This is a genomic window from Desulfopila sp. IMCC35008, from assembly GCF_010646885.2.
Taxonomy (GTDB): domain Bacteria; phylum Desulfobacterota; class Desulfobulbia; order Desulfobulbales; family Desulfocapsaceae; genus Desulfopila.
On sequence record NZ_CP050700.1, the window covers coordinates 4979795 to 5000739 of the forward strand.

At 55.8% G+C, this 20945-nt stretch carries 1 protein-coding gene; it reads right to left on the reverse strand.

The window, feature by feature from the left end:
* Positions 1–94 precede the first annotated feature (94 nt).
* On the reverse strand, positions 95–20944 hold the full coding sequence (locus GA520_RS21275) for a non-ribosomal peptide synthase/polyketide synthase (RefSeq protein WP_304511257.1): 20850 nt from the start codon (positions 20942–20944) through the stop codon (positions 95–97).
* Between the last annotated feature and the right edge of the window lies 1 nt (position 20945).

The window sequence follows — 20945 nt, forward strand, 5'->3', positions numbered from 1 at the left end:
TACTCTCGTCAGGTCCCCTGAGGCTTAAAAAGACTCTTTTGGTATAACAGCAAATCCCGATGTGCCTTCCGTTGACCTGAGTTCGTGATGTTACTTAATTCCTGTTCTTGTTCATGTTTCTCCGCATCAGGCGCTGCCGTGCCAAAGTCCTGCTTCGTTCAGTGCGACGCTCGGCCCGCTTTTCCCCCTCATCTTCGGCTTCGTTGTTTTCCCCTGCTCCTTCCAATTGTAGAGCCAGGCGCGCAATGGTCGGAGCCCGGAACATGTCGACCATCGAAACAGGACGGTTTAAAAGAGTTTGCAGTTTTTTGTTGAGTTGCACCATCAGGATCGAGTTGCCGCCCAGTTCAAAAAAATTATCATGGATGGAAACCTGCTCCACAGCCAGGAGTTCTTGCCATAGACTGCCTATACGCTGCTCCAGCAGAGTGCGCGGTGCGACCCTGTTCGCTGGCGCTCGAGAGGTACCGCCCGGTGCTGGCAAACGACTGCGATCGACCTTGCCGTTTGCGGTGAGAGGAAATTGTTCCAGGATAACAAAGGCTGCAGGAAGCATATACTCCGGCAGAACCTGTCTGAGTATCCCCTGGAGCTCATCTTTTATTGCCTCAGCCTGCTCCTCCAGCAAGAGATAGGCAACCAGGTGCTTGTCCAGGTTTGAGCCGGTCGAAACCACCAGGGCGTCCTTGATTTCCGGAAGATTGCGGAGATGGCTTTCGACCTCGCCGGGCTCAATACGATAACCGCTGATTTTTACCTGATGGTCGATCCTGCCCAGGAACTCAATTCGACCATCCGGCAGGTAACGGCATAAATCGCCGGTACGATAGAGCCGTCCGCCACCCCCTTCAGTTGCAAAGGGATCGGCAACAAAACAGTCCGCGGTCAAACCCGGATTTCCGAGATAACCTTGAGCCAGACCATCGCCACCGATATAGAGTTCACCAGCCGTACCGACCGCAACAAGCTGTCGATCGGGATTAAGTATATAAGCCCTGCTGTTGGCAACCGGTCGACCGATCGGTATGGTCCGCAGACCCGGTTCTACGGCCCTCATTGGATAGCAGCAGCTAAAAGTAGTGCCCTCGGTTGGGCCATAGCCGTTGATCAACACCAGTTCAGGGCAGGACTGCAGTAATCGAGTGACGTGGCCGGGCGAGAGGATATCTCCACCAGCCAGGAGCTGCCGCACACCGGCAAAATCAGCCACCTGCTCGTCGACCATCAAATGAAACAAACCGGCGGTGAGCCAGAGGGTCGTGATCCGCTTTTCACGGATAACCCGGCCTAACTCCGGCAGCGACGGAACACCTGCAGCCATGACCTCCAAGCTGCAGCCATTAAGCAGTGCTCCCCAGATCTCGAAGGTGGAAGCATCAAAAGAGAGCGGTGCAAATTGCAACATTCGCTCCTGAGGACCGAGATCGACATAATTACTGTTGCGCACCAGCCGAATCACCGCCCGCTGGTCCACCACCACTCCTTTGGGGCTGCCGGTGGAACCAGAGGTATACATTATATAGGCCGGGTCAGCGGCCCTGTTTACCAATGGTGGGTTTGCAGCAGATTCTCCCTCAAGTACCGAACTGAGCTGATCGAGCAGCATTACCTGGCGAACACCTTCACCCAGGGTACAACGCCGCCTAAGCCTTTCTTTACGCGGCAGGAAGGCCAATCCGGTTATCTCCTTCAGCTGTTCATCTTCCCAGGGGGTACCGTTATTGGACAGCGATGTGGCAATAATATCTCGCATAATCAGTTCCCCTTCACCCAATACCACCAGGTCAAGATTCACATCGGAGAGCAGGGTGGCAAACTCACTTGTTGCATAAGGTCCGCCCGTCACGATCTGGGCCTCGGGACACCATGCTCGCAGAAGAGATACGGTCTCATGGAAGAAATGGCGATAAAGGGAAAGGGTGCGGATACCAATGATCTGCGGACGAAAATCGACGACCTCCTTTTCCAGCGCCGCAAAGGAGTCGAAATCGACCATGGCCTTGCGAATGCGGCCATCCAGTCTTTCGCCGAATTCACGATTGAGATAGGTGAGCAGGGATATCAACCCCAAAGGAGCCTCAACCAGTTCATTAAGCTGATAATTACTATCGCTGAAGAGCTGAGATAGATCCAGGAGCAAGAGACGCAGGGGTTCCTTCGCTTGCCTCGTTTTGGGAGCTGACTTCCTGGGATTCACCTCCACTTCCTGGCGTATCGCGGTCATCGGTTCCGGCCTTGACGGCGGCTCTGCCTTGATGAGCTGCAGCACCTCTGGATAATCCTCGAGCTTGCCAGGGAGATAGGTGGCGTATTTAGCCATGATCTCCTCATGTGAAAGCACCTTTTTCTGAGCTGGAATCACCGCCTGCAACCGTTCTTCGGACAAGAAATAGTCGTTGAGATAACGGTTCTGGAACTCACGGGCAAAAGCTGCTGAAAAAGGCATCGTCTCTCCTGGGTCGTGATAGGAGAGATAGGCGGAGCGCTCAATGGCCTCACGGCTGACCCCGTGGGCAATTGCCAGTTCTGCCATATCGGTATTGGGGAAAATCTTCAGGGCATTAAGTGTCGGGAAATGTAACCAGTGAACGTTTCTAATAAAATCCAGCGTCTGCTCCACCTCAGCCTCGGTCTCGGTCGGGAAGCCGAACATGGTAAAAAGGTCGAGAATGATCTGGGGGTGATGAGAGGTGATATGGCTTATAGTAGCCTGTAACCGGTCAATGTTGAGGTTCTTTCCGATCAGCTTCTGCAACCGTGGAGAAGCCGTTTCCAAGGCCAGGGCCATCTGTATTACCCCGGCCTCAGCCATCAAATCAATCTGCTCGGCGTTTAGCAGATCACCTTTCAGGCCGTTGGGGAAAAGAATCCGCAACTTCAGGTTATGCTGGAGCACCAGCTCGAAAAAACGGCTGCTGTTTCGACGATCGAGGTTGAAAATGTCGTCGATAAAGCTGAAGGTATCATACCCCTTGTCATAATGCTGCCGCACTTCGGCAAAAATGTTCTCGGCTGAACGGATATGATGCACTTTGGGCCAGATTTTATGGCAATAACGGCACTTGAAGGGGCAGCCACGAGTGGCATAGATACTAATGTTGCGACGAACACAGGCCTCACCGATATATTGGTCGTATTTGTGGTAATCGACCAGAGAACGATCAGGATAGGGTAGACTGTCCAGATCCTTGATCGGTTCCCTCCTGCCGGTCTGGATCAGTTCGTCATCGAGCAGCTGCAGTTGTTGCAGGGTCGTAAAAGGCTGCATTTTAAGAATGGGGCTGCAACTGATAACCAAACCTGCCCCACTGTCCTGCAGGAGGCGTCGAACCCGTTCCTGTGGCCATTGCGGGTCAAGAGGAAGATAACAGCCTCCGGCTTTGACCGTCGCCAACATTGCCGTCACAATTTCCGGGGAGCGTTCATCAAGAAGAGCCACCACTGTACCCCGCTGCACACCATGACGCCTCAGCAGATGGCTGAGTCTGTTGACACGGGAATTGAGTTCACCATAGCTCAGTTCCTGCCCGGCAAATGAAAGGGCCAGCCGGTGAGGTGCCACAGCGGCGTGTTCTTCGAATAGTTGCTGCAGGGATGCATTTCTTGGGTAATCGCTCGCTGTGGCGTTCCAGTCTATCAGCAGCTGCTCACGCTCCCTGTCTGAAAGGGGGCTGAAGAAACTGTGATCATCGTCCGGGGTCAGAGCCATTGCCTCTAACGCCCTGCTGTAGTAACCGGCAATAGCCCGAACCTGATCAACAGCCAACTCGAGACCATTATAATCTAGGTCAAGGCTGATCTGGCCGGAGACAGGGTCAAGACCGAAGTCAACACCGAGAACGAAATTGGTTTGCTCGAAGAATTGTTCATCCAGGACCTGGATACTATCGTCAAGAGCCAGCAGTTTTTCGTAAACATGAAAATGAGTGAAGTTAAAGGCACTTTCAAAAAGCGTTCGCCCATTGAAACTTCGCTGGATTTCTGTCAGCGGATACCGGCGATAGGGCATACTCTCCTGTTCGATAACGTGCACCCTATGTGCCAGGGTTCGCCAGCTCTCTGAGGTCAGATGAACACGAAACGGCAGGGTGTTGAGGAACAGCCCGAGAACCCGGTCCCCCTCCTCTTCGGCCAGACGACCGTTTTGGACCAGTCCGGTAACCACGTCCTCCTGGTTGCAGAGAAAGCCCATAACACGTATATGGGCAGCCAGCAGCAGGCTCTTGAGTGGCAGTCCTTCCTGCCTGGCCAGGGAGCGCAGTTGTTCAGAGACCACAGCGGAGATATCGACCGGTTCTATGCCAAGACGCTCCACTCGTACTTCGCCCTCGTCCTGCAAAGGAAAGCCAGGCCAGCGGGGCAGGCCGACAAAACTCATGTCGGCGAGAGTCTTCCGCCAGAACCGGGCAGAAGCAGTATCGACCGTGGCCTGCTGTTCTGCGGCAATAAAGTCCCGGAACAGGAGTCGAGGCGCGGGTTGCAGGACAATCGTTCTTCCCATGTCAGCCAGATAGTGGCAGAACAGTTCGGTAAGCAAAGCGGCGACACTCCACCCGTCAAGGATAGCATGATGGAAACTGAGGCTCAGGCTGCAGCGGTTTTCTCCCCGAAGGTGAAGACAAAAGCGCAGAAGCGGGGGGCGGGACCAATCAAAACCATTGCCTTTTTCTGTGGCAATCCATTGACGTACTGCTTCATCTTGCTCCGTTTGGGTGATGTTGCGCAGATCGATAATATCTAAAATTGATTCAACATGTCGATGAACCAGCTGAAGCGGTCTGCGAAAACGGCTCAGCTCGAATCCGGTCCGCAACACCGGATGGGACTGGACCAAAGTTGATATAACCCTCCGTATTCGTGATACATCAAGTGGGAAACGAAGATGCAGGCTGAAGATATCGTGATAGACAGGTGAATCAGGGCTGAATTCGCTATGGAACAGCATTCCACCCTGCAGGGAGCTCAGAGGATAGGCATCCTCCACCTCGTCGGTCAACTGCGCCCGCTCCTTTTCATCTAAAAGAGCAAAGGCGTGGGAGGCCTGCCGGGAGACCAGCTCTTCTTTCCCGACCAGTCGACAGGCAAGCTGAGCGATGGTCGGCCAATGAAAAACATCCCTGATCTCTGCGGCCAGATCAAGCTGCTTGCGAATAGCACCAACCAGGCGTAAAACCTTGATGGAATCTCCGCCAAGAGCAAAATAATTGTCGTGGATACCGACCACCTCCCGGCCAAGGAGGTCCTGCCAGAGGATGACCAACTGGCCCTCCAGGGGGGTGCGCGCAGCCTGATAGATGCCGTTATCGGCTATCAGCGTACCCTCTCCTGCCTGCGGATCAGGCAGAGCCCTGCGATCAAGCTTATTATTGACGGTCAGCGGAAGCTCTGCCAGCCGGACAAAATAGGCCGGCAGCATGTACTCGGCCAGCCGGCCGCGAAGATGGCGGCGCAGAGGCTCGAGTTCCACCATTTGCTCCATTACCAGATAGGCAATGAGATGTTGTTCACCCTCATCATTGTTACGGGCAACCACTGCTGCCTCACTCACCGCCGGATGATCCAGCAGGGCCGCCTCTATCTCTCCTGGCTCGATGCGATAACCACGCACCTGCACCTGCTGATCGTTGCGGCCAAGATATTCCAAAGTACCATCCAGCCGGTACCTTCCCAGGTCGCCGGTCCGATAGAGCCGCTCCCCATTGACAAAGGGGCTGACCAGAAAGTGTTCAGCAGTGAGTTCTGCCTTCTCGTGATACCCCAGGCAGACGCCGTCACCGCCGACATAGAGCTCACCTGTAACTCCGGCCGGTACAGGGTGGCCCGCATCGTCACAGATATACACCGTGACCGTAGGCAAGGGGGAGCCGATGGGACTGCTGCCGTCGGCCTCGAAGATATCAGCCTTTTGCAGCGGGTACCAGGTCACATGGACCGTGGTCTCACTGATGCCGTACATGTTAATCAGTTGGACCTGCTCCAGAGGGAAACGGCGAACCCAGCCCTTCAGAGTAGCAGGCTCGAGCCGATCACCCCCGAATATCACCAGACGCAGGGCCCGGAGCTCAGCCCGATTATCCTCGGCCACCCGGCTGAGGTTGGAAAAACTGCCGGGAGTCTGGTTGAGAATAGATACCTGGTGGCGGTCCAGCAGCGCCAGGAACCGCTCGGTATCACGGACTTCTTCCACGTCCGGAACGACCAGGCGACCACCGCGGAGCAGGGCCCCGAATAGTTCCCAGACCGAGAAATCAAAACAGGCCGAATGTGCCATCACCCAAACGTCTTCAGAATCGAAATCAAAGGGAAATGCATCATTGAAGAGCAGCCGGACCACGTTGCTGTGACTGACCACGCAGCCCTTCGGCCTGCCGGTGGAACCGGAGGTGTAAATGATATAGGCGGGCGAGTGGGGGAGAATGCTCCGGGCTTTTTGTGCCGCCCCGCAACCAGGCAGCTCAGCTGGATCGATCTGGATCATGCTCTCTACTACGGGCAGGGCCTGGTCACTCAGTAGCAGACGACAGCCGCTGTCCTGTAACATGAACAGCTGACGCTGCTCGGGATAGCGAGGATCAACGGGGACATAACAGCCCCCTGCCTTGAGAACACCCAAGATAGCAGCAATAAGCTGAATCGAAGGATGCAGACAGACCCCCACCGCTTCACCCGGTGCCAGTCCCTGCTGCTGCAGCCCGCTGCAGATCCTCGCCGCCAGCTCATCGAGCTCACGGTAACTGCACTGCTCCTCACCTCTGACCAGAGCGATTGCCTCAGGAGTGCGACAGGCCTGCCGGTCGAATAAACTCACCAGAGTGGCCGATTGCGGCCACTGGCTTGGTGCGGGATTGCAGCCGACAGTCAGCTCTTCTCGCTCACGGTCATCAAGAATAAGATGTGGATCCAGACAGCGTTCCGGATTCTCTGTGAGATGCTTCAATATGCTGCGGAACCAGTTAACAAGTGATTCCAACTGGTATGTACTGTAAATCCCGGCAGCTGCGGCAATTCGTATTCGGGTCACAGAGCCGGTTCGGCTGATGGTGAAGACCATGCCGGTGTCGGTGTTCTCAAACCCCTCTTCCACCAGCGGATTCCGCAACTCGATCAAATCATCCAGACCGGCGGCAACATGAAAATCAACATAGTTGAAAAGGATATCAAAGAGCCGCTGTTCAGAGCCACCGGCCCCAACAAGACTGCTGATCTCACTTAATGGGAAACGATCATGAAGACGGATCTCAACAAGCTGATCACGCAGTTTATGGACAAGGTGCTGACCGCTCAAGTCGTTACGGAGGTGGATCCGGAGTGGTACACTGTTCAGGAAACAACCGAGTATTTCGTCACTCTTCTCGATTTCCGGCCGATTATGGCTCACCAAACCAAATAACAGATCGGAGCGATTGGTGGTAAAACGCAGTAAGGCGGTAAATGCAGCAAGAAAAAGAGGCTGCTCTCCAGTCTGCAGGACCATACCTGCTTTTGCTACCTGCCTGGTAAGTTGCCGATCAAGATCGACCTGATATTCTGTAACTCCCCGGTTGCTTCTCCTGTTTGCTGATCGTTGCAGCGGGAGCGGCGTAAGCTCCCAGTCACGCAGGGTCTGCTGCCAGAAACTCACATGACCAGGCCAGTCTTTGTGGGCCATCTGCTCTGTGACAAAATCCCGGTAACTGCCTGCAAGCGGGCTTGGACGAAAATCAGGATTCCGACCTAAAGCCGAAGTAGTACGCAGCAACTCATTAAGCATGGCAGCATTGGACCAACCATCGAGAATCGCATGATGGAATGACCAGAGCAAACCATACTCCTGATCACCGAGAGAATACAGACTGAACCGCCATAATCCAGGTCTCGCCGGGTCAAAAGGGGCTGCCAGATCATCCTTCTGCTTCATGCGGAGGTGCTGCCGTTGCTCCTCCCTTTCAGAGAACTGCAAATCCTCATAAGTCAGATAGTCAGCGATAGGTTTATCCAGGCGGCGATGAACGAGTTGAAGCGGCTCGTCAAAACCAGCCAGGGCAAATCCGGTGCGCAAAATTGAATGACGTTCAACCAGCAGTTCGAGGGCCCTGGCGAAACGTATCGGATCAAAATCGTGACTGACGAACTGGATATAGAACTGGTCATGATACACCCCCTGCCCGGCGGCAAGAGCATGATAGATCATGCCGAGCTGGATGTCGCTCATCGGATAGAGATCCTCTACACCATCTAAAGGAATCGTCTGATCTTCCTTGAGTTGTAAATGCTTCCGCATTTTTTCCAGCTGCTGATAGACCGGTGCCAGATCTGGCCCGTCTGTCAGTAGCTGGTCCGCTTCAAGAAAACCTGCGAGCTGGGCCACAGTTGGGTAGCGGAAAAGAGCGGCAAGCGGCAAACGCCGGCCCAATGTACGCGCCATATTGTCGGCCAGGCGTAAAACCTTGATGGAATCTCCGCCAAGAGCAAAATAATTGTCGTGGATACCGACCACCTCCCGACCAAGGAGATCCTGCCAGAGGATGACCAACTGGCCCTCCAGGGGGGTGCGCGCAGCCTGATAGATGCCGTTATCGGTTATCAGCGTGCCCTCTCCTGCCTGCGGATCAGGCAGAGCCCTGCGATCAAGCTTATTATTGGCGGTCAGCGGAAGCTCTGCCAGCCGGACAAAATAGGCCGGCAGCATGTACTCGGCCAGCCGGCCCCGAAGATGGCGGCGCAGAGGCTCGAGTTCCACCATTTGCTCCATTACCAGATAGGCAATGAGATGTTGTTCACCCTCATCATTGTTACGGGCAACCACTGCTGCCTCACTCACCGTCGGATGATCCAGCAGGGCCGCCTCTATCTCTCCTGGCTCGATGCGATAACCACGCACCTGCACCTGCTGATCGTTGCGGCCAAGATATTCCAAAGTACCATCCAGCCGGTACCTTCCCAGGTCGCCGGTCCGATAGAGCCGCTCCCCATTGACAAAGGGGCTGACCAGAAAGTGTTCAGCAGTGAGTTCTGCCTTCTCGTGATACCCCAGGCAGACGCCGTCGCCGCCGACATAGAGCTCACCTGTAACTCCGGCCGGTACAGGGTGGCCCGCATCGTCACAGATATACACCGTGACCGTAGGCAAGGGGGAGCCGATGGGACTGCTGCCGTCGGCCTCGAAGATATCAGCCTTTTGCAGCGGGTACCAGGTCACATGGACCGTGGTCTCACTGATGCCGTACATGTTAATCAGTTGGACCTGCTCCAGAGGGAAACGGCGAACCCAGCCCTTCAGGGTAGCAGGCTCGAGCCGATCACCCCCGAATATCACCAGACGCAGGGCCCGGAGCTCAGCCCGATTCTCCACGGCCACCCGGCTGAGGTTGGAAAAACTGCCGGGAGTCTGGTTGAGAATAGATACCTGGTGGCGGTCCAGCAGCGCCAGGAACCGCTCGGTATCACGGACTTCTTCCACGTCCGGAACGACCAGGCGACCACCGCGGAGCAGGGCCCCGAATAGTTCCCAGACCGAGAAATCAAAACAGGCCGAATGTGCCATCACCCAAACGTCTTCAGAGTCGAAATCAAAGGGAAATGCATCATTGAAGAGCAGCCGGACCACGTTGCTGTGACTGACCACGCAGCCCTTCGGCCTGCCGGTGGAACCGGAGGTGTAAATGATATAGGCGGGCGAGTGGGGGAGAATGCTCCGGGCTTTTTGTGCCGCCCCGCAACCAGGCAGCTCAGCTGGATCGATCTGGATCATGCTCTCTACTACGGGCAGGGCCTGGTCACTCAGTAGCAGACGACAGCCGCTGTCCTGTAACATGAACAGCTGACGCTGCTCGGGATAGCGAGGATCAACGGGGACATAGCAGCCCCCTGCCTTGAGAACACCCAGGATAGCAGCAATAAGCTGAATCGAAGGATGCAGACAGACCCCCACCGCTTCACCCGGTGCCAGTCCCTGCTGCTGCAGCCCGCTGCAGATCCTCGCCGCCAGCTCATCGAGCTCACGGTAACTGCACTGCTCCTCACCTCTGACCAGAGCGATTGCCTCAGGAGTGCGACAGGCCTGCCGGTCGAATAAACTCACCAGAGTGGCCGATTGCGGCCACTGGCTTGGTGCGGGATTGCAGCCGACAGTCAGCTCTTCTCGCTCACGGTCATCAATTATTTGCAGTTTTTTCAGCGGCTGCAAGGGGTCACGAGCCGTACTCTCCAGCAGTTGCTGCAGATGCCCTGCCATCCGTTCAATACGCTCACGGTCGAACAGGTCACTGTTGTACTCCAGTTCCAGGGAGAGCCCGGTTGCCTCAGTAAAGGTGAAGCTGAGATCAAACTTGACCCGCTCTATACCACTCTCCACCGGCTCGACATGGATCCCGTCCAGCTCTAAAGAGGTAACGGTCTCTGCGGTTTCATAAGCCACCATTACATCAAACAGCGGACTGCGGCCCGTATCACGCTGCAGTTCCAGCTCTTCAACCAATCGGTCAAAGGGATAGTCCTGATTGTCAAAGGCCTCGGAAACCGTCTGCTGCACCTGATGAAGGAGAGCGGTGAAACTTTCCTGCCCGTTCAACCGACTGCGAAGAGCAAGGGTATTGACGTAAAAACCTATCTGGTCTTCAAGTTCCAACCGGTTGCGACCAGCGGCCGGAGCACCCACAATGATCTCATCCGCGCCGGTATAACGATGCAGCAGCACATTCACCAGGGCAACCACCACCATATAGACCGTGACCCCGTGCTCAGAAGCCAGCTGACTCAGCATAGGCCGCTGCATTTCTGCCAATTCCAGCTTAAGACTCTCACCCCGGTAACTCTTCAATACCGGCCGCTGCCGATCAGTCGGCAGCTGCAGTACCGGCAGCGGAGCCGCCAGTTGCTCCAGCCAGTAACGTCGTTGTTCCGCCAGGTGCTCTTCACTGAGCAATCGGCGCTGCCAGGCGGCATACTCCTTGTACTGCAAGGCAAGGGGCTCCAGTGCAGGAGACTCGCCTGAAGTAAAAGCACTGTAGAATTGGCTCAATTCACGGGTCAGCAATCCCGCCGACAAGCCATCGCAGATGATGTGGTGAACGCCGAATGCGAGCTGCCAGCTCTCATCAGCCTCACGCACCAGAAGTGTCCGGAACAGCGGGCCGGTCTCCAAATCAAAAGGCTGACTGAAAAACTCCCCGACCACCTGGTCACAGCTGTCCTCGGGATACTTGCGAAGATCCTTCTGGATGAAAGAGGTTCCGGCAGAATCGACCACCTGATGAACCTCGTCTTCCTGCTGGATAAACCGTGTCCGGAGTATCTCGTGACGGTGAATCAGGGCGTCGAGTCCCTGACGAAAGGCCACAGCGTTAAAATTGCCACGGAGCCTGAACCGGGCTGGCATCAGGTAGGCCAGGCCCGCTCCTTCAAACTGGTCAAGAATCCACAGCCGGTGCTGACCGTGGGAAACCGGGTAAGAAGAAGCCTCCACCAGAGGTTCCAACGGCAGAAAACGGCAGGGTTGACGTCGCTGCAGGAGCTCGGCCAATTCGGCAATGGTCGGGCTGTTGAACAGATCCCGCAGGCCAACCTGCAGCTTGAGACGGGCACTGATGGCACCGATGACCCGCGCCGCCTTGAGACTCTGCCCGCCAATGGCAAAAAAATTGTCGTCTATGCCTGGGTTATGGCCAAGCACCTGGCTCCAGATTTCAACCAGCTGCCCCTCCAGAGAGGTGCGAGCCATGCGGCCAGCATGGTCCGGGCTGAGCCGCCTCGCCGAGACCTCCAGTGGCAGGCGGCGACGATCGATCTTGCCACTGGCAGACAGGGACAATTGCTCGAGCTGTATAAAACGCGAAGGAACCATATACTGAGGCAGCCAGCGGCGACAATGGACAAGGAGGTCTTCAAGTCGTAGTGGTGCGCTGCCCTCAAGGTAGGCAACCAGTTCCCGGTCACCGCCCTCGCCTTCGACGATTACCACCGCCCCGCGTAATGCCGGATACCGTTCCAGGGTCGTCTCGATTTCACCTGCTTCAATCCGGAAGCCTCGGATCTTGACCTGGTTGTCACGCCTGCCAAGAAATGCAATGGTCCCGTCGCCCAGCCACTGCCCCAGGTCACCGCTGCGGTAACAACGCTCACCGCCTATTTCTATAAATCTGCGGGAGCTTAAGGCACTGTCACCCAGATAACCACGCGCCAGACCACGACCGCTGATCACGATCTCACCGGGCACACCAACCGGTACCTCACGGAAATGATCATCAAGGATCTGTATCCGCAGGTTGCTCATGGGACGGCCGATAGGCAGGGTCAATTCCTGCAGTCGCGGATCATCATGTGAAAAACAGTCACTGATGCTGTCGACGCTGCATTCGCTTGGACCGTAGAGATTGTGAACCCGAATACCATGATGGGCAGAAGGAGCCAGCAACTGCCGCACCAGTGATGGGGGCAACTCTTCACCGCCTACCAGGAGCCGCTCAAGCGCTGGATAACGTGCCTCGGGGGCACGCTCGAGCACCAGCCGCAACAACGACGGCGTCAGATCACACAGCTGGATCTGCTCCTGCTGCAGCCAGCGACTGAAAAGGACACCGTCCTGTTTCGTCGGATTTGCTGCCACCTGCAGGCTGTGGCCAAGACACAGAGCGGCAAAGATCTGCTGCAACGAGGCGTCGAACTGGCAGGAGGCGCACAGGCCGATACGGAGTGGGGAAGCCAGGTCGGCATAAACCTCTTTCTCCAGGGCCGTCACCAGGTTGGCAAGAGCTTGGTGCTCAATCATCACCCCTTTGGGCTCACCGGTGGAACCGGAGGTATAGATCACATAGGCGAGCGAGTCCATTGCCGGCAAAATAGCAGGGGCAGGGCTGAGTGCGGCCTCTGCCAGGGGCAGATCAAGATCAAACCGGGGCAGGTCAACCGGCAGCACCAGTTCCTGAACACTGACCACGGCCCGGCAGCCGCTGTTGCTCAGCATCCAGACAAGCCTCTCTTCGGGAAGATCAGGCTCCAAGGCAAGGAAAGCACCACCGGCCCTCAGGACACCCAGCAGTCCCACCATCAGGTACGAGGAGCGCGGCAGGATTACCGCAACCACCTGGTCTGCTTCGAGTTGCACCTCACCCTGCAGTTGACCGGCCAGGTGATTGGCGCGCTGTTCAAGCTCGCCATAACTGAAACTCTGGGTGTCACAGGCTACTGCCTGCTGCTCGCCGCAACGACTCGCCACCGCCATAAAGCGCTCCACGACACCGCGTCCGCCTGGGTACTGCTCGCCCTCCTGCCATCCCTGCAGCTGGGCCGTCTCTGCCGGCGTCAGCAGGGACAGCTCGGACAGCCGCTGCCGGGGGGCAGCAACAGCCGCTTTCAGCAGTTGCTGCAGATGTCCTGCCATCCGTTCAATACGCTCACGGTCGAACAGGTCACTGTTGTACTCCAGTTCCAGGGAGAGCCCGGTTGCCTCAGTAAAGGTGAAGCTGAGATCAAACTTGACCCGCTCTATACCACTCTCCACCGGCTCGACATGGATCCCGTCCAGCTCTAAAGAGGTAACGGTCTCTGCGGTTTCATAAGCCACCATTACATCAAACAGCGGACTGCGGCCCGTATCACGCTGCAGTTCCAGCTCTTCAACCAATCGGTCAAAGGGATAGTCCTGATTGTCAAAGGCCTCGGAAACCGTCTGCTGCACCTGATGAAGGAGAGCGGTGAAACTTTCCTGCCCGTTCAACCGACTGCGAAGAGCAAGGGTATTGACGTAAAAACCTATCTGGTCTTCAAGTTCCAACCGGTTGCGACCAGCGGCCGGAGCACCCACAATGATCTCATCCGCGCCGGTATAACGATGCAGCAGCACATTCACCAGGGCAACCACCACCATATAGACCGTGACCCCGTGCTCAGAAGCCAGCTGACTCAGCATAGGCCGCTGCATTTCTGCCAATTCCAGCTTAAGACTCTCACCCCGGTAACTCTTCAATACCGGCCGCTGCCGATCAGTCGGCAGCTGCAGTACCGGCAGCGGAGCCGCCAGTTGCTCCAGCCAGTAACGTCGTTGTTCCGCCAGGTGCTCTTCACTGAGCAATCGGCGCTGCCAGGCGGCATACTCCTTGTACTGCAAGGCAAGGGGCTCCAGTGCAGGAGACTCGCCTGAAGTAAAAGCACTGTAGAATTGGCTCAATTCACGGGTCAGCAATCCCGCCGACAAGCCATCGCAGATGATGTGGTGAACGCCGAATGCGAGCTGCCAGCTCTCATCAGCCTCACGCACCAGAAGTGTCCGGAACAGCGGGCCGGTCTCCAAATCAAAAGGCTGACTGAAAAACTCCCCGACCACCTGGTCACAGCTGTCCTCGGGATACTTGCGAAGATCCTTCTGGATGAAAGAGGTTCCGGCAGAATCGACCACCTGATGAACCTCGTCTTCCTGCTGGATAAACCGTGTCCGGAGTATCTCGTGACGGTGAATCAGGGCGTCGAGTCCCTGACGAAAGGCCACAGCGTTAAAATTGCCACGGAGCCTGAACCGGGCTGGCATCAGGTAGGCCAGGCCCGCTCCTTCAAACTGGTCAAGAATCCACAGCCGGTGCTGACCGTGGGAAACCGGGTAAGAAGAAGCCTCCACCAGAGGTTCCAACGGCAGAAAACGGCAGGGTTGACGTCGCTGCAGGAGCTCGGCCAATTCGGCAATGGTCGGGCTGTTGAACAGATCCCGCAGGCCAACCTGCAGCTTGAGACGGGCACTGATGGCACCGATGACCCGCGCCGCCTTGAGACTCTGCCCGCCAATGGCAAAAAAATTGTCGTCTATGCCTGGGCTATGGCCAAGCACCTGGCTCCAGATTTCAACCAGCTGCCCCTCCAGAGGGGTGCGAGCCATGCGACCAGCATGGTCCGGGCTGAGCCGCCTAGCCGAGACCTCCAGAGGCAGACGGCGACGATCGATCTTGCCACTGGCAGACAGGGGGAATTGCTCGAGCTGCATAAAACGCGAAGGAACCATATACTGAGGCAGCCAGCGGCGACAATGGACAAGGAGGTCTTCAAGTCGTAATGGTGCGCTGCCCTCCAGGTAGGCAACCAGTTCCCGGTCACCGCCCTCGCCTTCGACGATTACCACCGCCCTGCGTAATGCCGGATACCGTTCCAGGGTCGTCTCGATTTCACCTGCTTCAATCCGGAAGCCACGGATCTTGACCTGGTTGTCACGCCTGCCAAGAAATGCAATGGTCCCGTCGCCCAGCCACTGCCCCAGGTCACCGCTGCGGTAACAACGCTCACCGCCTACTTCTATAAATCTGCGGGAGTTTAAGGCACTGTCACCCAGATAACCACGCGCCAGACCACGACCGCTGATCAGTATCTCACCGGGCACACCAACCGGTACCTCACGGAAATGATCATCAAGGATCTGTATCCGCAGGTTGCTCATGGGACGGCCGATAGGCAGGGTCAATTCCTGCAGTCGCGGATCATCATGTGAAAAACAGTCACTGATGCTGTCGACGCTGCATTCGCTTGGACCGTAGAGATTGTGAACCCGAATACCATGATGGGCAGAAGGAGCCAGCAACTGCCGCACCAGTGATGGGGGCAACTCTTCACCGCCTACCAGGAGCCGCTCAAGCGCTGGATAACGTGCCTCGGGGGCACGCTCGAGCACCAGCCGCAACAACGACGGCGTCAGATCACACAGCTGGATCTGCTCCTGCTGCAGCCAGCGACTGAAAAGGACACCGTCCTGTTTCGTCGGATTTGCTGCCACCTGCAGGCTGTGGCCAAGACACAGAGCGGCAAAGATCTGCTGCAACGAGGCGTCGAACTGGCAGGAGGCGCACAGGCCGATACGGAGTGGGGAAGCCAGGTCGGCATAAACCTCTTTCTCCAGGGCCGTCACCAGGTTGGCAAGAGCTTGGTGCTCAATCATCACCCCTTTGGGCTCACCGGTGGAACCGGAGGTATAGATCACATAGGCGAGCGAGTCCATTGCCGGCAAAATAGCAGGGGCAGGGCTGAGTGCGGCCTCTGCCAGGGGCAGATCAAGATCAAACCGGGGCAGGTCAACCGGCAGCACCAGTTCCTGAACACTGACCACGGCCCGGCAGCCGCTGTTGCTCAGCATCCAGACAAGCCTCTCTTCGGGAAGATCAGGCTCCAAGGCAAGGAAAGCACCACCGGCCCTCAGGACACCCAGCAGTCCCACCATCAGGTACGAGGAGCGCGGCAGGATTACCGCAACCACCTGGTCTGCTTCGAGTTGCACCTCACCCTGCAGTTGACCGGCCAGGTGATTGGCGCGCTGTTCAAGCTCGCCATAACTGAAACTCTGGGTGTCACAGGCTACTGCCTGCTGCTCGCCGCAACGACTCGCCACCGCCATAAAGCGCTCCACGACACCGCGTCCGCCTGGGTACTGCTCGCCCTCCTGCCATCCCTGCAGCTGGGCCGTCTCTGCCGGCGTCAGCAGGGACAGCTCGGACAGCCGCTGCCGGGGGGCAGCAACAGCCGCTTTCAGCAGTTGCTGCAGATGCCCTGCCATCCGTTCAATACGCTCACGGTCGAACAGGTCACTGTTGTACTCCCAGACGCAGCCCAGTTCCCCGTTCTCCGCCTCTTCTATATTGAGAATCAACTCGAATTTGGCCGCAATTGAACTCTGCGGCATATGTTGCAATATCAATCCCGGCAATTCCAAGGGTAGATGAGAGCGCTGCATGGCACACATCACCTGAAAAAGCGGAGTGTGTTCCGCGCTACGCTGAGGATGCAGTGCTTCAACCACCTTTTCAAACGGGAGGTCCTGATGGTCCTGTGCTGCTATCATCTTACGGCGCACCCGTGCGAGCAGACTGCGGAAATCATCTTCTGCCTGCCGTTGATATCTCATTACAACGCTGTTGACAAACAAACCAATGAGCGACTCGCATTGCGATTGTTGTCGATTGGCAACCGGGATACCAATACAGAATTCCTGTTGGCCACTGTAGCGCTCCAACAAGAGACCGAACGATGCCAACAGGATCATGAAAGGGCTCACCCCCTGTTTCCGGCTCAGCTCTGACAGGTTACTGCTCAATTCTTTTGAGAGATGTTGGCGCAACAAACAGCCTGTACGCATTTTTTGGGCCGATCGTGGCCTGTCAACGGGCAGAACCAGCTGTTCCGGCACTTCTTGTAATTCCTCTTGCCAATAGGTGAGCTGAGCATCGAAGCGACCTGCATTAAACTGCTGCCGCTGCCAGACGGCAAAATCGTGATAGTCAATCGTCGGTTTTATGAGGGTCGCCGAATGAGCCAAGGGATTGGGATCAGCAAAGTTACGATAGAGTTTGTGAAGTTCCCGATTGAAACAATCAATGGACCAGCCGTCAAAGATGATATGGTGAATATTAAACAGCAAGAGGTGACGGTGCTCACTGAAGCGGATCAGCGTTACTCGGAACAACGGTCCGGAGGAGAGATCAAAGGGTCGTACAGCATCCTCCTGCGCCAGTCGTCTCATCTCTGAATCCCAGGTATCCGCATCTGCTGTGGAGCTATCAATCTGTTCAAGCGGATCATAAGGCAAAAGCAGTTGCAGATCAGGCTGACCTTGCCGCTCAGGAAAAACCAGTCGCAAGCTGCTGTGTCGCCGGACTAACTCCTGGAGGGCTGACCGTAATGCCAGAGGTTGCAACCTACCGTTCACCTTCACGCCCCACGGCATATTGTAGGCACTTTCACCACCGGCAAGACGGCAGAGCAGCCAGATTCTCTCTTGGGCAAAACTCGTTTTAAGTCCTGCCCCTGAAGGTAATAACTCAATGACCTCTGTCTCTGCCGACCTGCAATTCTCCAGTTTCTTCGCCAGATCTGCCAGTACCGGATGATCGAACAACAGGGCGAGTGGCAACTCGATTCCAAACCGGACACGTATCCGGGAGATAAGCTGCATGGCCAGCAGAGAATGACCTCCCAAAGAAAAGAAATTATCATTGCGCCCTATATTTTCCTGATCGAGCACATCCTCCCATACTGCGGCCAACTTCTGCTCGAAGGGGGTCGCAGGGCGTTTCTTCCGGCCAGCAGGTTCAACCTCTGCTACCGAAAGTTTCTTCCGATCAATCTTTCCTGCGGCGGTGCGAGGCAACTGCTCCACAACTACAAGGGTTGATGGCACCATATACGAGGGAAGACGCTGCGCTACCCAACCGTGTAATTCCTCAACAGTAACAGTTTCGAGGGCATTATCGTCGGCATGGGCTCCATACGATCTGTCGCCGGGGACAACATGAGCGAGTAATCGTTCACCAGTGCTATTCGTCTGCAAACTGACAACCGCCTCTCTCACCAGAGGGTGACGACACAGCATCTGTTCGATCTCAACCGGCTCAATACGAAAACCACGTAACTGGATCTGCTCATCGATACGACCGAGGAACTCCAGGCACCCGTCGCTGCGCCAACACCCTAAATCCCCGGTGCGGTAGAGAATCTCCCCAGAAACAGGGTGACAGACAAAGGCTGTTGTTGTCAGATCGGGGCGCTTGTAATACCCTGACGACAATAAGCCTTCAAGATAGATTTCACCACGGACCCCAATTGGCATGGGCTGAAGGCTCTCGTCAAGCACATGAATCCGCCGTGATCCAACGGCACGGCCAATGGGCGTTACCGCTTCAGGATCTGCAGGACCATACGGGATCTCATACATACTAGCGGTTATGACCCCTTCTGTTGGACCATAGGCGTTGATAAAATCGATTTGTGGCAAAAGTTCACGAGTCTTACACACCACAGCAGGACGGAGGGGCTCACCACCTACTATTACTAATCGCAACCTCTCAAGGACGGGTAAAATAGAGGAATCCGCAAGGAGTTGCAGCCAAAACCCCGGTGGCAGATCGACCACATCGACCTGAGCCTGGTCGAGCAGGTAACCCAGTTCCTTGGCACCAACAAGATTTCCCCCCATCAGGACCAGGGTGGCACCATTGGTCAGGGCAACCAGTATTTGTTCCAGGGCCGCGTCAAAAGCGGGTGAGGCAAACTGCAGAAGCCTTTCCTGCGGTGTAATCCGGTACGACTGCCCCACCGCCTTAACATGTAACCCCAGGACATCATGATTAACCAACACGCCTTTCGGCTCGCCGGTGGAACCTGAGGTGTAGAGGAGATACGCCGGAGTGTCGGCGGCCGGGCGCAGGGCGGATACGCCATCAGCCTGGTCACCTATAGTTATCAGCTCTTCCGGGAATACCAGGGGAATGGGAAGGTTTGCAAAGATTGAAGACTGCTCAAGCCCGATCAGGAGCAGCTTTGCGTTGCTCTCTATTGCCAGCTGCTGCATACGGCTAGCCGGCTGTTGAGAACCATCCAGTGGCAGATAACAACCACCTGCTTTCAGCACAGCGAGAAGAGCAATGATCTGCAGTGGTGAACGTCCGATGCAAACCCCTACTGTTTCACCAGCATCAAGTCCCTCCGACCTCAGCCGGCAGGCAAGACGATTGGCGGCACGGTCCAGCTGCTCGTAGCTTGTCTCTTCACCCTCAAACCACAATGCGGTCGCCGTGGGAGTCTTTTTTGCCCAGTGCTCAAATTGTTCCATCACCGTGGATTGAGCACCAGGTGTCGCCTTATTCCCGCTGAAGCCTCTTAACTGATGCCGCTCTTCCTCATCCATAAGAGGTAAGAGTGCAATCGAGATATCCGGCCTTTCAACCATCTCGTGCAACAGAGCATTGAATCGCCTCTGCAATAAGGCGATTTCCCTGCTGTTGAAATAGGCCAGGTTGTAACAGAAATGAAGTTTGACCTCCAAATCGAGGTAGAAGTCATCGAGAAACAGTTCGAGTGGCATCTGGGCATAGTTGTGGCGCAGCTGGCGCAGCTCGACGACAGCTTCACCGAACCGGGTCTGATCCAGATCCAGTTTTTCAAAGGACAGAGCCAGGTCAAACAATTGCCGTCGCCCATTGCTATGCAGGTTACAACTTTTATATACTTCACTCAGGGGAAAACGCTGATGGCGATAGTCCTGACGCAACTGTTTGCCTATCTGCTGCATTAATTCGCTGGTATTGAGCTGTCCGCCAGGATCGAAACGGGCTGCTATGGTGCCGGTGAACATCCCCACCGTCTGTTTGAAAGCCTTGGAGCTGCGACTGAGCAATGGCAGACCGATGACCAGTTCTTCCTTTTTGTGGACCCTTGTAAAATAGATATAGAGAGCGGCCAGGAGCACGTGCATGGGCGAGGCTCCCTGATCAGCAGCCATAGCCTTCAAGCTGTTATAAAATGGCCGGGAAAGGCTGAGAGTAGAGCTGGCTCCGGGAACCGCTCTGGTCCCGAAAGCAGCTCGGTGTCTCGGCAATAACATGGGTTCTGGAAGCTGTTGAAAACGCTCTTGCCAATAGGTCTGATCCTTCTGAAACAACTTTGAACTGAGATAGTTGCCATCAGCTTCAATCTGTTGACGAAAGCAGGGAGATTCCGGAACCACAGTTCCTTTCTTGAGACAATTGTAAATCTCGGCCAGAGATTTTAAAGTAAGGGAGATTCCCCAGCCATCGGTGATCAGATGATGGTATTTTTTAAACCAGTAATACCTTTCCTCCCCTACCCTGAGCAGAACAAACTCAAATAGTGGGCTGGAATAGAGCGAAAAAGGTTCGGCAAAACGAGATTCCATCCATTCACGGGCCGCACCTTCGGGGTCGTCCTGATCTCGGTAGTCGAGAATCGGCAGAGTAAAGTCTACCTGCTCTGCCAGGAGCTGTTGCGGCAATCCCTCTTTTGGCACCAGCATCAAACGCAGAGCATCATGGCGATTAAGGAGCAATTGTACCGCGCGACGAAACAGGTTTTCATCCAGGAGGCCCTCAATGACCGCGTAACCACCAATTGTATAGAGCGGAGTATCGGGGTTGAGGAGCTGGTCAAACCAGATTTCCTGTTGGCCCGAGGTCAATGGATAGCTCTGCGAGGTGGCATCAGACATG

Bases quoted from the DNA above. Each gene is read 5' to 3' on its own strand.
- GA520_RS21275 (WP_304511257.1), bottom strand. From the start codon at position 20,944: ATGTCTGATGCCACCTCGCAGAGCTATCCATTGACCTCGGGCCAACAG.